The organism is Roseiflexus sp. (genome assembly GCF_057785375.1).
In genome coordinates, this window is sequence record NZ_JBYNRX010000080.1 from 44585 (window position 1) to 58876 (window position 14292).

Annotated in this window: 15 protein-coding genes; 8 read left to right on the forward strand and 7 right to left on the reverse strand. The window is 61.6% G+C overall.

Translation table 11 applies throughout. The features are described from left to right. Window positions 1-90: 90 nt before the first annotated feature. From AC3EA7_RS14455 to AC3EA7_RS14465, 3 genes are read right to left on the reverse strand one after another with little or no spacing between them, the layout of a single operon-like run. On the reverse strand, window positions 91-429 hold the full coding sequence (locus tag AC3EA7_RS14455; RefSeq protein WP_488614768.1) for a hypothetical protein: 339 nt from the start codon (window positions 427-429) through the stop codon (window positions 91-93). Window positions 430-434: 5 nt separating this feature from the next. After that, a complete protein-coding gene (locus tag AC3EA7_RS14460; protein ID WP_488614769.1) occupies window positions 435-1778 on the reverse strand; it encodes an NAD(P)/FAD-dependent oxidoreductase in 1344 nt (447 codons plus the stop codon). Continuing rightward, window positions 1775-2761 (reverse strand): lysylphosphatidylglycerol synthase transmembrane domain-containing protein, encoded by a 987-nt coding sequence (locus AC3EA7_RS14465; RefSeq protein WP_488614770.1) that lies wholly within the window; start codon window positions 2759-2761, stop codon window positions 1775-1777. The genes AC3EA7_RS14460 and AC3EA7_RS14465 overlap by 4 nt, the downstream gene beginning before the upstream one ends. 278 nt (window positions 2762-3039) lie before the next feature. Between AC3EA7_RS14465 and AC3EA7_RS14470 the strand changes: the two genes are divergently transcribed. Then, complete coding sequence (locus AC3EA7_RS14470) at window positions 3040-3486, forward strand: DUF4395 domain-containing protein (RefSeq protein ID WP_488614771.1); 447 nt, start codon at window positions 3040-3042, stop codon at window positions 3484-3486. A 109-nt stretch (window positions 3487-3595) separates the two neighbouring features. Further along, on the forward strand, window positions 3596-4039 hold the full coding sequence (locus AC3EA7_RS14475; protein ID WP_488614772.1) for a TlpA family protein disulfide reductase: 444 nt from the start codon (window positions 3596-3598) through the stop codon (window positions 4037-4039). A 20-nt stretch (window positions 4040-4059) separates the two neighbouring features. Here the strand turns inward: AC3EA7_RS14475 and AC3EA7_RS14480 are convergent, their stop codons facing one another. Further along, entirely contained in the window at window positions 4060-4815 is a 756-nt protein-coding gene (locus AC3EA7_RS14480; RefSeq protein WP_488614773.1) for a DUF5995 family protein, read from the reverse strand. 81 nt (window positions 4816-4896) lie between these two features. Here AC3EA7_RS14480 and AC3EA7_RS14485 point away from each other — a divergent pair, with 81 nt between their 5' ends. Beyond that, complete coding sequence (locus tag AC3EA7_RS14485; RefSeq protein ID WP_488614774.1) at window positions 4897-5376, forward strand: DinB family protein; 480 nt, start codon at window positions 4897-4899, stop codon at window positions 5374-5376. A 137-nt stretch (window positions 5377-5513) separates the two neighbouring features. On the opposite strand, the gene cobS is transcribed toward AC3EA7_RS14485, so the two are convergent. Next, on the reverse strand, window positions 5514-6317 hold the full coding sequence (cobS, locus tag AC3EA7_RS14490; RefSeq protein WP_488614775.1) for an adenosylcobinamide-GDP ribazoletransferase: 804 nt from the start codon (window positions 6315-6317) through the stop codon (window positions 5514-5516). 33 nt (window positions 6318-6350) lie between these two features. Here cobS and AC3EA7_RS14495 point away from each other — a divergent pair, with 33 nt between their 5' ends. Beyond that, window positions 6351-6686, forward strand: coding sequence for a DMT family transporter (locus AC3EA7_RS14495; RefSeq protein WP_488614776.1), 336 nt, complete (start codon window positions 6351-6353; stop codon window positions 6684-6686). A 181-nt stretch (window positions 6687-6867) separates the two neighbouring features. Here the strand turns inward: AC3EA7_RS14495 and AC3EA7_RS14500 are convergent, their stop codons facing one another. Next, window positions 6868-7485, reverse strand: a complete 618-nt coding sequence (locus AC3EA7_RS14500; RefSeq protein WP_488614777.1) for a histidine phosphatase family protein — start codon at window positions 7483-7485, stop codon at window positions 6868-6870. Window positions 7486-7667: 182 nt separating this feature from the next. Between AC3EA7_RS14500 and AC3EA7_RS14505 the strand changes: the two genes are divergently transcribed. The 4 genes from AC3EA7_RS14505 to AC3EA7_RS14520 all read left to right on the forward strand — a co-directional run bounded on the left by AC3EA7_RS14505 (window position 7668) and on the right by AC3EA7_RS14520 (window position 12123). Next, on the forward strand, window positions 7668-9314 hold the full coding sequence (locus AC3EA7_RS14505) for an ABC1 kinase family protein (protein ID WP_488614778.1): 1647 nt from the start codon (window positions 7668-7670) through the stop codon (window positions 9312-9314). 9 nt (window positions 9315-9323) lie between these two features. After that, window positions 9324-10178: a fused MFS/spermidine synthase gene (locus AC3EA7_RS14510; protein ID WP_488614779.1), complete on the forward strand. Its 855-nt coding sequence runs from the start codon at window positions 9324-9326 to the stop codon at window positions 10176-10178. A gap of 78 nt (window positions 10179-10256) precedes the next feature. Continuing rightward, the gene (gene dprA, locus AC3EA7_RS14515; protein WP_488614780.1) at window positions 10257-11339 is read left to right on the forward strand and encodes a DNA-processing protein DprA; all 1083 of its coding nucleotides are present in this window, start codon (window positions 10257-10259) and stop codon (window positions 11337-11339) included. Between the two features lie 145 nt (window positions 11340-11484). Further along, complete coding sequence (locus AC3EA7_RS14520) at window positions 11485-12123, forward strand: CAP domain-containing protein (protein WP_488614781.1); 639 nt, start codon at window positions 11485-11487, stop codon at window positions 12121-12123. A gap of 139 nt (window positions 12124-12262) precedes the next feature. On the opposite strand, the gene AC3EA7_RS14525 is transcribed toward AC3EA7_RS14520, so the two are convergent. Then, window positions 12263-14014 (reverse strand): pseudouridine synthase, encoded by a 1752-nt coding sequence (locus AC3EA7_RS14525; RefSeq protein ID WP_488614782.1) that lies wholly within the window; start codon window positions 14012-14014, stop codon window positions 12263-12265. Between the last annotated feature and the right edge of the window lie 278 nt (window positions 14015-14292).

Here is a 14292-nt window from a genome sequence, read left to right on the forward strand (position 1 = left end):
CCTCCTCGCATGTGTGGAACATCGAAAGCATCGTCTCGCCTGACCGTTCACGACAACACCGACGATGGGCGGCCTTTCGACGTAGACTGGTCACTCAATCTTGCGCGAACGAATGATCAACGCCACCTGCGCCACTAGACCGGCGAGCGCGAGTCCGTAGCAGATCGAGGCGACGAGTTGCGCCGGCACGGGGGGAAGGTTCAGCAAAACGCCGGCGCCTGACACCAGAAAACCCGCTCCCATCGCCCCAAGCGACCCCTGCGCCAGTCGTTCCTGGATGCGTGCGATACGGCGCAATCGCGGATCGCGGAACGTCTCGTCCCATGGTTTTCCGCCGAACCGCAGACGGAACCATGGCAGCAGCGTCGCCAGCGTCACCATGAACGCGCCGCCGAGCGCCGTAACCCAGGCTGTGGTTGTGTCCGCCATACGCATTACCGTGCGCGCAGCGCCACGCCGCCGCGCAGCCGCAGCGTCTCGGCGTACCGGTGGCACTCCGCCGCCACACGCCGCCCGAGTTCGACTGCATAGTTCGTCCCGCGGTCCCACGGATACACCTGGCTCATACTTGCCCAGAACAGGCCACGCAGCGGCGTCGCCAGCGGTGGAATGTTGCGCGCGTGATTGACCGGCACAATCGGCTGCGCATACGGTTCGCGGTGGAGCCAGTACGCCCGCACCCACGACGGCTCGAAGTGCGGGTTGACCTGCTTCAGCGCCGGGAGGAAGCGCTGAAGCAATTCATCGGGGGTAAGGCGAAAATACTCGTGATCCGGGTCAAGATAATCGCCGCAGTAGATCAGGTGATCACCGCCGTAGTGCGCCGGTTCGATGAAATTCGTGTGTTCGACCAGCGCCAGGAAGGGGAACTCGCGTTTTGGCGGCATCAACCAGTATGTGCCATCGGTCAGCAGGCGCTGCCGCAGCGCAATCGGCATCACCACCGCCCCCATCGAGCGCAATGCCCGCAGATGGCTGAGATACTCCACCGGCAGGTGCGGCGCCAGGCGCGCCAGCAGCGCCGGTGAGCCGGTGACGATCACCGCATCAACGTCCTCAGCGGCGCCGGTGAGCGCGTCGCCAGCCGTCACCTGCCACACATCATCGTCCAGCGGCGTCAGCGCCGCCACCGGAGCGCCAAGGCGCACCACCCCGCCGAGGCGTCGCACCTGTTCGAGCAGCGCATCGCAGAACGCCTGAAACCCGCCGACAAAGTAGCCCAGCCGGAAACTGCGCGCCTTGAGCCGCGCCCAGAGCCACGCCATGTTAACCTCGTCGGCATGGGGGCCAAACTTGCCCTCCAGCAACGGACGCCAGATCTCGCGGTAGACGTGCGGACCGCACCGGTGCAGCGTCCACTGCGCCGCCGTCACCTTCTCGAGCGCCTGCCAGTCATTCGTGACGTATTTCAGATAGGCGGCAGCCAGCCCGAAGCGCAGCCGATCAAGGAAGGACACTGCCGGGAACCGCAACACCGGCAGCACGCCATCGAGCGCATACGCACGACCATTCCACCACTGCGCGGTGATCGGTCGGCGGAAGAAGAGGTGATCGGCAAATCCGATCTCCTGCACCAGCGCTTTGATGGCAACATCGCTCTCGAACAGATGGTGGTAGAAACGTTCGAGGGGCCACTCCCAGCGTTCATCGCGAAACCCCGACGCAAGCCCGCCGGCGACCGGCGCCGCTTCGTAGACCACCACGCTATGACCGCTGCGCGCCAGGTCGTAGGCAGCCGTCAGCCCGGCAACACCCGCGCCAATGATTGCGACTTTCACTGAACTGCCTCCGTCGCCCTGCCAAAATCGCGCCACCCCAGATGCTCACTGAGCATGTACCAGGCGCCGAGCGCCGTGATCGGCAACCAGAGCGCCACATGCAGCACGACCGTGTAACTGGTCGCTACTGCCTGATCGACGTTAAACGCCATCAGCACCGCGATGCCGGGCACGTGAAAGGTGCCGATGTACCCTGGCGTCGAAGGGAGCGTGGTAAACAGATTCACCACTGCTGTCATGAGCATCAGCACCAGAAATGATGTCTCGAACGGGAAGGCATGCATCACGAACCAGTACTTGCCGGTCTCGGTCAACCAGATGAGTGTTGACGACACGAAGATCAGCGCCAGGTCGCGCGGGCTGCGCAGCGACTGCAACCCCTCGACGAAGCGGTCGAACAGACTATGAACGGTGGCGCGGAAGCGTTCAGGAACGAACCGGTCCACGACCCAGGCATACACGCGGCTCATACGCGCCGGTCGCGCGGCAATCGCCAGAAATGCCGCCAGCGCCGCCAGAAAGAGAACGCTGAGAACGGTGACCAATGAAGAGTAGACCGGCGGCAGCGGCGCGAAGGGTAGCGTCACAAAGACGAACAGCAGCATCACCAGCCCATCGAAGAGGCGCTCGAGCACGACAGTCGCCAGCGATGCGCTGATCGGCACCTGTTCCTTGCGCTTCAGAACATACGAGCGCAGAACTTCGCCAGCGCGCGCGGGGTAGACGTTGTTGCCCATGTAGCCAATGACGACGATGGGGAAGAGACGCGACACCGGGATCGGCGCGAGATGGCGCAACATATAATGCCAGCGCCACGTGCGCGCCCAGACCGCCAGGAAATAGACGCCAACTCCAGGCGCAAGCCACCAGTACTGTGCCTGACGCATGACCTGCCAGAAGGTCTGGAAGTCGAGTCCGCGAAGCGCAATCCAGAGGCAAACGGCGCTAACGACGATTCCCAGCCACAACTTCCAATTGCGCACCAAAGAAGCCTCTCCCACAGCGCGGGTCAGCCGCGCGATAGCATGTCTGCAAGGATGCCGCGGCAGCGCATACCCGGCGTCAAAACGGCATGATACTCTGCGCATACGGGTCTGTCAATGATCGGGAGGGCCACGCTGCTGCGGGCTGTGACGGCCCCAGAAATACGCCACTGCGTAAGCCCGGTCGATGGTAATGCATCATCTCATGATCTTGACAAAATCGATGGATTTGTCTAAGATCATGACAAATCTTGCTAAAGTTACGCGAGGAACTCAAGATGCCTGTCGAACAGATGAACACCATAGCGCCGGTTTTCGACCGCATGGCGCTGCGGGTCAATCAGGCGGCGATCATCGCGCTGCTGCTGGTTGCATTTATCATCGATCTGCCGTGGCTAGTCGCAGTGGTTGCGCTTGTGATGGCACTCGGTGCGGCGTCGCCTGAACTGGCGCTCATTCAGCGGCTCTACCGTGACGTGTTGCGCCCCGCCGGGTTGCTGCGCCCCGACATCCATCAGGAAGACGGAGCGCCCCACCGTTTTGCGCAGGGGATGGGCGCAGCGGTGCTGATCCTGGCAAGTGTCGCGCTGTTCCTTGGCGCACCGACGTTCGGATGGGCGCTGGCGCTGCTGGTGGTCGCGCTGGCGGCGATTAACCTGGTTTTTGGCTTCTGCGCTGGCTGTTTCATTTTCTTCCAGATCCGGCGCCTGCGCGCGTTACACTGAGCGCTATCCGAATACGGCGCGTGATGGAACACGGGTACGAATGGGACACGCCGGATTCTTACGGATCAGGCGTGGCACCCCGACTCTTCCAATGCCATAGGCGGAAACGATGATAGAACGATTGCTGCTGATTCTGGCGATTATTGCTGTAGTTGCGCTGGCGTGGGCAGGCATCCGCATCTGGCGCGCCTGGAAGGTTCGCTCACTGGCAAACGAATCCCCGTTCGAGGGTATTATTCCGGTCGGAAAACCGGCAGTGGTCGGCTTTTCGACGCCTGGATGCGTCGAGTGCCGCACCCGTCAGGCGCCGGCGCTGGCGCACCTGGCGGTTGCTCTGCACGGAACAGTGACCGTGCGCACCCTGGCAGCGCCGGAGTACCCGCACCTCGTTGATCGGCTCGGCATCCTCACCGCTCCGGCGACGGTCGTACTCGATGCAGCGGGTGTGGTGCACTTTGTGAATCTCGGTTTTACCGACGCTGCAACGCTTGCTGTGCAAGTTCGTAACGTTACATCCGGCGCTGCAAACCCGGCGGATGCCTTCGCTGCGTGAGGTCCCGGCTTTCGACAACCTCAATCCGCTATCATACCCAGGCGGCGTAACCAACGCTGTGACAAACCAAAGGCGCGCGCTCCCAATGCACCTCCTGCAACAACCAGCTGCATCCGCTTGAGCGCCTGACGATCCGCCTGCCGACGCAGTTCCTCTCGCATTTGCGATTCGCGCGTCTGCACCAGCACCATCGCCTGATCCCACACATCACGTCGCCAGCTGCGGATCAGGCGGGAGGTGCACCACTCATCCAACGGACCAAACGCCACATCGACAATGTTCATGGCTGGCGAGTAGCGTTCCAGCACAGTATCCTGCACAACATCGATCGTTTCGCCGATGATCGTATTCACCATCAGGTAATCAGTGAGCCGCGAGTCGCGTAGCGACGGCGCCAGATCATGCCACTCGTCACGCAGCATATCATCGAGTACGAGCGTCAAATCACAGTTGATATGCGCGTTGACGCCGAGCAGGAGATGCACCAGCGGCGCCATGTGCGGGGTGCGCGCCAGATCGTGCGCCTGCCGCCAGACATCCGGCAACCAGCCCGTACCGTGTTCGTACCCTTCCAGAGCAATGAAGTAGTACTCCGCAAACTGATGCACCAGCGTATACACCCAGGCATTGTCATCAAAACGTTCTGCTTCGATACCATCGAGCATGTTGCGCGTCATGAGCGCATAGCACGCCAGAAAGATCGCCCTGCGGTCACCAGTCACCTCCCATTCGTCGATATGGGCATGCATACGCTCGATCAATGAGTGGTGTATCATTGAAAAAATCCCCTGACTCAGGCGACGGGCGTCTGTTCAACCAGCACAGGTCGCCGAATTGATGCTGAAAGGAACCATGCGATGGATAACGCTGAACTGCGTAAACAGTTGACCAACATGCTGACCGAGCGCCAGGCGCATATGACTTTCGAGGATGCAGTCGCCGATTTTCCTGAGTCGCAGATCAACACGCACCTGCCAAACTGTCCCTACACCTTCTGGCATCTGCTGGAACATCTGCGTATCTGCCAGCGTGATATTCTGGAGTACATCCAGTCGGACCATTATACCTGGCCCCATTTCCCCGACGACCTCTGGCCCGATTCGGCGGCGACCACCGATCAGGCTGGTTGGACCCGGACCATCGAGCAGTTCCTCGCCGACCGACAGCAACTGGTGAATATTATCAACGATCCTGACGTCGATCTCTTTGCGCCATTGTCAAACAGCGGCGCGTATCGGCATTCCATCGTGCGCGAGATTGCCATCATTGCCACGCACAATTCATACCACATCGGCGAACTGGCGATCATGCGCGGCGTGATGGGGTTATGGCCTTAGATCAAATGTCTCAATCGCACACGAAAACACAAAGGCGCAAAGATATGTAGCCGCCGATGACGGCTCGTCCTTACTTGTATGGAAAGCCTTTGCGCCTTTGTGCGAGATTACCAGGACGCCGGTTGCAGATCCGGGCATCACATTGTCACCATGCGCACCGGAAGGCTCGCAGTCAGCGCCGCGAGGGCGACAACCTCGGCAATCTCACAGAGTGCGCCATAGGTGTCGCCCGTCAATCCGCCAAGGGCGTGCGTCCACCAGCGCCCCAGGAGATGGGCAACCAACCAGGCGAGCGCCAGCGCGATCAGTCCTTGCGCGCCGCCCAGCGCCAGCGCCAGGAACAGCGTCGTGCCGCCGGCAATCAGGACATCGCCGACGCGCACCTGCGAGTGGAAGGTGCGTCCCAACCCGCCTTCACGCGCTGGCGGAAAGCGCACAGCGCCATACACCATCGCCCAGCGCCCTGCGACCGGTGCAAGCAATATCGCAGAGAGCCAGGCATCTCCGGCAGCCGCCAGAAACACAGCCTTCAATCCCGCCACGGCAGCCAGCGCCAGCGCTCCCATCACGCCGATCCGACTGTCGCGCATAATCTCCAGTTTACGTTCACGCGACCGCCAGCTCATCACACCATCGAAGGTGTCACACAAGCCATCAAGGTGCAGCCCTCCCGTCAACACACCCCAGGCGACCACCAGCGCAACCGCGCGCACCGTTTCGTTCCAGAGCGCCCCGACGATCCAGCCAATGACGGCGAGCAACGCGCCGAGTGCCAGCCCTGCAACCGGAAAGCCTGGAACGGTGCGCGAGAAGGCCTCTGTCATCGGCGGCAACCCTGGCACAGGAATGATCGTCAGGAAACGCAACGCTTCGCCGATGGGCCACAATGGACCCCACCAGTTGCGCGGCGCGCGCTGCGACGTGGTATGCTCAGAGGACATCAGCGTATGTTCCTGTTTCGATACGGAGGTGGTATGGATCCGCGTGGCATGATGTTCCTGTTTGGCGCTATTGTTTGTGAACTGATCGGAACCAATGCGCTCAAAGCCGCCGATGGCTTTACGCGCCTGATTCCAACGCTTCTGGTGATCGCCGGTTACGGCGTCTCATTTTACCTCATGTCCCTCAGCCTGCGCACGATCCCGCTCGGCATCGCCTATGCCATCTGGTCGGGACTGGGGACAGCCGCCATTGCAGTCATCGGCGTTTTGGTATGGCGCGAACAGTTGAACATCGCGGGAGTCATCGGCATTGTGCTGATCATCGCCGGTGTCGTGCTGCTGAACATGTTCGGCGAGGGCGGACGTTGAAGTTTGGGACGGCGCCTGGTAGTAGGGGCACGCCGCTGGCGTGCCCAGGAATGGACAGGTTGTGCAGTGAACGGTCCGATTACACAAAGGCGGAAGGCGACGATTACAGGTGGGAAAGTAGAAAGGTTCCAAGTTGCAGGTTAACTCTAACTCCTAACTCCTAACCCCTAACTCCTAACCCCTAACCCCTAACTCCTAACAACGGCGTTTCATTGACTACACGCACGATTGATCTGCCGCCATAGACATCGATCGCGGTCAGGCTGCCCAGATCGATGCGCCAGCGCCAGTGATCGGTCGGCGCCAGACCGGTGATACGGCAAAGGATCAGTTGAATGGGGGCGGCGTGGGTCACGACGAGAATGCGCCCGCCGGGATATTCGCTTAACAGGCTGTTCCACGCCTCCAGAACGCGCGCATTGACTTCGGCGAGGCTTTCACCGCCCTGCGCTCGACCGTGCAGCGCATCGGCGAAGCGCGCAACTGCTTCTTCGGGAAAGCGCGCGCGCACCTCGGCATACGTCAATCCTTCCCAGCGACCGTGATCCGTTTCACTCCAGCGCGCATCTTCGATCCGCAGGATTTCCCGCCCCTGCAACATTTCTGCTGCTGTCGCCCGCGCCCGCTCACAGGGGCTGATGATGGCAACCGTGAAAGGAAGCCGTTGCAGGCGACACGCCAGCGCCTGCGCCTGCCGGACGCCAAACGGCGTCAGGGGGCTATCGGTACGTCCCTGATAGCGACGCTGTTTGTTGAGCAGCGTTTGCCCGTGTCGAATAAGCCAGAGGGCGGTGCGCATAATGGGGAATGATAACAGAAATCAGAGGTTTGCGCGCGAAAGGTGATGCTATAATACGACATGTGCAAACGGTCACAAAGCCGACAACGACCGGTTCAGACCCCGGCGCCATACGCTCGCTTCCGCCGCTACCGCCCAACCTTCGCCCTTTCCCGGTCCCAAGGCGGCGGCGCTTTATTCGTGTGTCCTGGTTCTTCTTCCGGGTGATTGTCCACGTCTTCATTTTCGATATTCTGTTCAACCGCTACCGACTGACCCGCTGGTACGCGCAACGCACCGGCGTTGTGCGCTATCAGCGCATCGCGCGCGAATTTCGGCATCTGGCAGTCCGAATGGGCGGCGTGCTGATCAAACTTGGTCAGTTTCTCAGCGCCCGCGCTGATGTGCTTCCCGCAGCAATCACCGACGAACTTGCCGGTCTGCAGGACGAAGTGCCGCCGGCGCCATTGCCATATGTGCTGCAAACGCTCTTTGTCGAGTTGGGCACGTCACCCGAACGGATCTTTGCGCATTTCGACCCGACGCCGGTTGCAGCGGCGTCTTTCGGCCAGGTGTACTATGGCGAACTCTGCGACGGGAGACCGGTCGCAATCAAGGTTCAGCGCCCACGCATCGATGAGATTGTCGAGATCGATCTGAGCGCTGTGCTGTGGGCAGTGCGTATTGTGAAGAACTATCCACTGATCCGGCGGCGCGCCGATCTGGAACTTCTCTTCGAGGAATTCGCCCGTGTGCTGCGCGAGGAACTCGACTACGTGAGCGAGGCGCAGCACGCGCTGCGGTTTCGCATCAATTTCGCCGATACGCCGGGGGTGTACTTCCCCAAACCCTATCCTGACCTCTCGACGCGGCGCGTGCTGATCATGGAGCGCGTCGATGGCATCAAAATCACTGACTATGCCGCACTCGAGCAGGCTGGCATCGATCGCACCGAAGTTGCCACTCGCCTCAACCGCGCCTACCTGAAACAGTTCTTCATCGACGGCTTCTTCCACGCCGATCCGCACCCCGGCAACATCTTCGTGCGCGTCAATGGTCCGCCGCCGCCCCAAACCAACGGCGTCAAACCCGGCGCGCCATTTACGCTCATTCTCCTCGACTGCGGCATGGTCGGGTATCTGCCACCGACGACGATGGAAATTATGCGAAACGGCGTGATCGGGCTTGCGACCAACGATCCGGAGCGGATTGTGGAGACGCTCGACCGCCTGGGCATGATTCTGCCCGGCGCCGACCGGCGTCCGATTATTCAGGCGATCCAGATTGTCCTGCGACATACCTATGCCCGCTCGCAACGCGAGTTGACCAACATCGACGTCGAGAAACTGTTCGATGAAACGGAGCACCTCGTGCGCGATCTCCCTTTCCAGATACCGCAAGACCTGATCTACCTGGGGCGAGCAATCAGCCTGGTGAGCGGCATTGTGACCGGGCTGCATCCCGATATCAATCTGTTCGAAGAAACGCAACCATTTGCGCAAGCCATGCTCGACCGCGAACGGCGCAATGGCAACTGGCTGGAAGAGATCCGTTGTGAAGTGACGGCGCTCAGTCAGGTAGCGGCGACCTTGCCGCGCCAAATGGATGCCTACTACAAAGCCGCCAATCGCGGCGAATTGCAGATGCGCGTCGACCTCTCACGACTCGAGCGCGGTATGAAGCGTGTCGAACAGGCGACAAACCGGCTCTCCGGCGGTATTATCGCCGCTGCACTGTTTATCGGCGGGGTGTTGCTGCGGATCAACGGTTTCGCCGACGAGGCGCTCTGGTCGTGGGCTGCGGCAGCCGGCGCCGCGCTCTGGACGATCTGGCCCCGCAATGATCGCTGAGGGCGGCGTATGACACCCGCACACGCATCGTCGCGCCTTACCGCATACACTGCGGCGCTGTCCCAACGCCTGGCGCGGCTCCGCACGCTTCCCGACGGCGTCATTGATGATCGGTCATTGGCGCAGGTGCGGCTCTGGGTGATCAAGGACGCAACGTTCATCAGCCTCTTCTTTCTGAACCCGGAAACCGGCGCCCTCGACGGACCGATGTCACGGATCGATATTGAGCGCCCATTGTATCTTTTGGCGCCCTATATCCGCGCCCTTTTGCTCACGCTCCTCTGGCATCCGGCGCCGCAGCGCGTCTGCATGCTCGGTTTCGGCGGCGGACGCATCTCGCTGGCGCTGCATGCCCATCTGCCCGATGTGGTCATCGATAATATCGATATCGATCCAGCGTTCGCAACCATCGCCGCCGACTACTTCGGCGTGACTTTCGACGAACGACAGCGCCTTCATACCGCCGATGCGCAGGAGTATCTCCGGTCAACGTCGCACCGCTACGACATCATCATCATGGATGCGTTCAGCGACGCCCGCGACCATCTGGATCATCTGGCGACAGCAGAGTTCTACACGCTCTGTCGAGAACGTTTGCGTCCCGGCGGGGTCATTGGCGTCAACATGCTGCGCAGCGACCCACATTTTTCCACAAAAGTGAAGGTCTTTCGTTCCTCCTGGCACACCACCCTGGCGGCGCCACTGCGCCATTCCCTCGTCGTGTTCGGCGCCGGCCGCATGCCTGCTCCGGTTACCGCTCTCAGCGCCCGTGCACACGATATAGCGCAGCGATACGGCTTCGACGCCAATCTGAGCGATCTCGCCGCTGCATTGCGCCCATTGCGCGCGATCGAACTCTGGTAATGGGCGCCCGGTATACTACATACTGTCGGCAGATAGGGGTCTGCCGTTTGCCGCTTTCCCTGAAGAGCCAGGTGCGCCATGGAGAACACTCGTTACTACCTGGGGTTCAACCGGGTGAATGGCATCGGTCCGGCTCGGCTCGACCGCTTGATCGAACGGTGCGGCTCGATCGCAGCCGCCTGGCATGCGTCGGCTGCTGAACTTGCCGCCGCCGGACTGGAGCCCAAACTGATCGAAACCCTCATCGAAGCACGGCGCACACTCGATCTCGACCGTGAGATGGAGCGCGCCCGGCGTGCCGGAATCACCCTCATCGACCGCGAGAACCCCGCATATCCTGCATCCCTGCGCCATATTCCTTCGCCGCCGCCGCTGATCTATGTGCGCGGCGCCCTCTCCGACGCTGATGCCTGGAGTGTTGCAGTGGTCGGCACGCGCCAGCCAACCGCTTATGGCCGCGAAGCCACCCGCCGCCTGACGACGGGGTTGGTCGAGGCGGGGGTCACGATTGTGAGCGGGCTGGCGCTGGGCATCGACAGCATCGCGCATACGGCGGCGCTCGACGCTGGCGGGCGCACCCTGGCGGTTCTGCCGTGCGGCGCCGATATGGTCTACCCCGAACGCCATGCATCTCTGGCGCAACGTATTGCCAACAGCGGCGCGTTGATTTCGGAATTCCCGCTTGGCGCACGCCCTATACCGCAACTCTTTCCGGTGCGCAACCGGTTGATCAGCGGTCTGGCGCGTGGCGTGCTGGTGGTGGAAGCCGGAGCGAAAAGCGGCGCGCTCATCACCGTCGATTATGCGCTCGAACAGGGGCGCGACGTCTTTGCTGTGCCAGGACCAATCTTCAGCCCGCGATCCGAAGGAACCAACCAACTGATCCGCGCCGGCGCCGGTCTGGTAACGTGTGCCGGCGATATTCTGGAAGCGCTCGACATGAGTGTGGCAGCCAGCCAGCAAGAGGTGCGCACTGCCCTCCCCGATGATCCGGTCGAGGCTGCGGTGCTGGCGCTGGTCGGGTACGAACCGCTCCACATCGACGATCTGCAGCGTCGCACATCCATGCCGGTCTACGAAGTATCCGCCGCACTGGCGGTCCTGGAACTCAAGGGCTTTGTGCGTCAGTGTGCGCCAATGTGCTATGTTTTGGCGCATTGACCGGATGACCTGATCGACTGGCGTACCAGGGGCCATGCAACGCGGGGACTATCGGGCTATTTCCAGGCGAGCCGGCAAACCTTAAAATTAGGGTAAAGAGGTATGGCGCCCTCATTCTCCTACAACATTTTTCTGGAGCGCGTACATGTCTTTACCATATCGCATTGCAGTTCTCATCATGGCCGTTGCGCTGAGTCTGATACCGCTCACGCTCTCTGCTCAGACGACGGTCGATCCCCCTGCCGACATTGGTGCACCAGCAACAGACATGGATGCAGACATCTCGGTTTCTGCCGAAAGTGGAATTGTGCCAGCGGCGACCGTGAGAGTGTACCTGCCGCTTGTTATTGTGCCGGGAACGACCAGTAACAGCGGCACAACCACCGTATCGCCGCCTGCCCAGCAGGTCGTCGATCTGACGAACCAGTATCGTGTGGCGGCAGGATGCGCCCCGCTAACGGTCTCGCTGCAGTTGACAGCCGCCGCTGCGGCGCACAGCCAGGACATGGCGACGAACAACTTCTTCGGCCACACCGGATCGGATGGTTTCACTCCGTGGGATCGCATCCGACGCACGGGGTATACATATTCAACGGCAGCCGAAAACATTGCAGCCGGGTATCGCACTGCCGAACAGGTGGTTCAGGGATGGTATAGCAGTTCAGGGCACCGGGCAAATATGCTGAACTGCAATTTACGCGAGATCGGCGTCGCCTACGCTGACGGCGGTTCATACGGAAGGTACTGGACGCAGGTTTTTGCCACCCCTCGCTCAACGAACTGATAGAAAAAAGATTGTCGGGTAGGCGGAGGCAGTGCCTTCTTTCTGCGTAGCGCGGAAGAACCCGCCTTGCGGCGGGAGAAAAAAGATTGTCGGGTAGGCGAAGGCAGTGCCTTCGCCTACCCGGTTGCGCCAAGCAGGGTTATTCCTCATCATCTTCGGAGTAGCGCGGTGCAGGGCGGTCGTTGCGCGAAAAGCCGCCCGACCCGCGCTTATTGCGGCGCTCACCCCGGTAGCCGCCATTCCGCTCGTCGCGCCGGAAATCGCGCGGCCCGCTCCCACTCCGCTCGTCGCGCCGTTCACTCCGGTAGCCGCCACTCCGCTCATCACGCCGCTCGCTCCGGTAGTCGCCACTCCGCTCATCGCGCCGGAAATCGCGCGGTCCACTCCCGCGCTCGTCACGCCGGAAGTCGCGTGGTCCACTCCCACTGCGCTCATCGCGGCGTTCACTCCGGTACCCGCCACCCCGCTCGTCGCGCCGGAAATCGCGTGGCCCACTCCCACTGCGCTCATCGCGGCGTTCACTCCGGTACCCGCCACTCCGCTCATCACGCCGCTCGCTCCGGTAGCCGCCACTCCGCTCATCACGCCGCTCGCTCCGGTAGCCGCCACTCCGCTCGTCACGCCGGACGTCGCGCGGACCACTCCCGCGCTCGTCGCGCCGGAAATCGCGTGGCCCGCTCCCACTGCGCTCGTCGCGGCGCTCGCTCCGGTAGCCGCCACCCCGCTCGTCACGCCGGACGTCGCGCGGACCACTCCCGCGCTCGTCGCGTCGTTCGCTACGGTAGCCGCCACTCCGCTCGTCACGCCGGACGTCGCGTGGACCACTCCGCTCATCGCGGCGCTCACTCCGGTAGCCGCCACCCCGCTCGTCGCGGCGCTCGCTCCGGTACCCGCCACCCCGCTCGTCGCGCCGGACGTCGCGCGATGGAGGGACATCACGACGGACGACCTCTTTGTCGTGCACCTTATGCCCTTCTTCAACGACCGGCGGAAGACCTTCCTCTGCGCCAATCGCTTCATCGAGTTCGGGCAGAGCCGTCTCTGTCACTCTTTCACCTTTCTGCAACAACCGCGCTGACGGATTGATACGCCGCAACCGTCGACCGCCAGCGGCTTTTGTTTCGTCCCGTTCGCGCTGACGCGGCTGTTCCGCATCGGCGACCGCCACGCTTCGTTCGGCGTGTTCTCGTAACATGTCAACCTCTTCGTCTGTAAGAAAGCGCCACGTACCGATTGGAAGGTCTCCCAGAGTCAGCGGACCTTCGCGCACACGGATCAACCGCCGCACCTCATATCCGAGCAATCGCGCCACTTCGCGGATCTGGCGCTTGCGCCCCTCGTGTAAAATCACGCGCACCCACGCTCCTTCGGGTGTGCGTTCAATCAGTTCGACCCAGGCCGGCGCCGTTTTCACACCGTCCAGTTCGACGCCAGAGCGCCAGGCGCGCAGCGCATTCGGCGAGGGGGCGTCGTCTAACAGGACCCGATACTCTTTCTCGACCTGGTAGCTGGGGTGGGTCAACTTCTGGGTCAATTCGCCATCGTCTGTCAACAGCAGCAATCCTTCCGAATCGTAATCGAGCCGACCCACGGGGAACAATCGTTGTTCAAGATTGACCAGATCAACCACCGTCGGGCGACCCTGCGGATCATCGGTCGTCGAGACCACGCCCGCCGGCTTGTGGAGCATCACATAGGTGCGGTGGTGAATCTTGCCGATCGGCTTTCCATCGACGAAGATCTCATCGTGCTCCGGGTCCACGCGTGTACCGGGGATGCGGACCACTTTGCCATTGACCATGACCCGTCCTGCGGCGATGTACTCTTCACAGTCACGCCGCGACGCAATGCCAGCGCTTGCCAGCACTTTCTGCAATCGTTCTGCACTCAAGATTGAATTGTCTCCTCACCACGCGGACGTTCAGCTGTAGCATCTCGGCGCAACGGGGCGTCTGGAGGAAGCGCCGATCTCTCAATGAGGCTTGATCATCAAGCCGCTCTATGCTCACCGATAAACGGACGCGCCGCTCTTGCGGATGTTTCTTCGTTTCCCTGCGGCTCTGCGCCGGGGGATTGTCATAGCAGGTCTCGTTACTTCATTCCAACGAGGAGCAATGAAGCGTGAACTTGCCACACTATACCACATCTTCGTCACACTTGCGAACCACG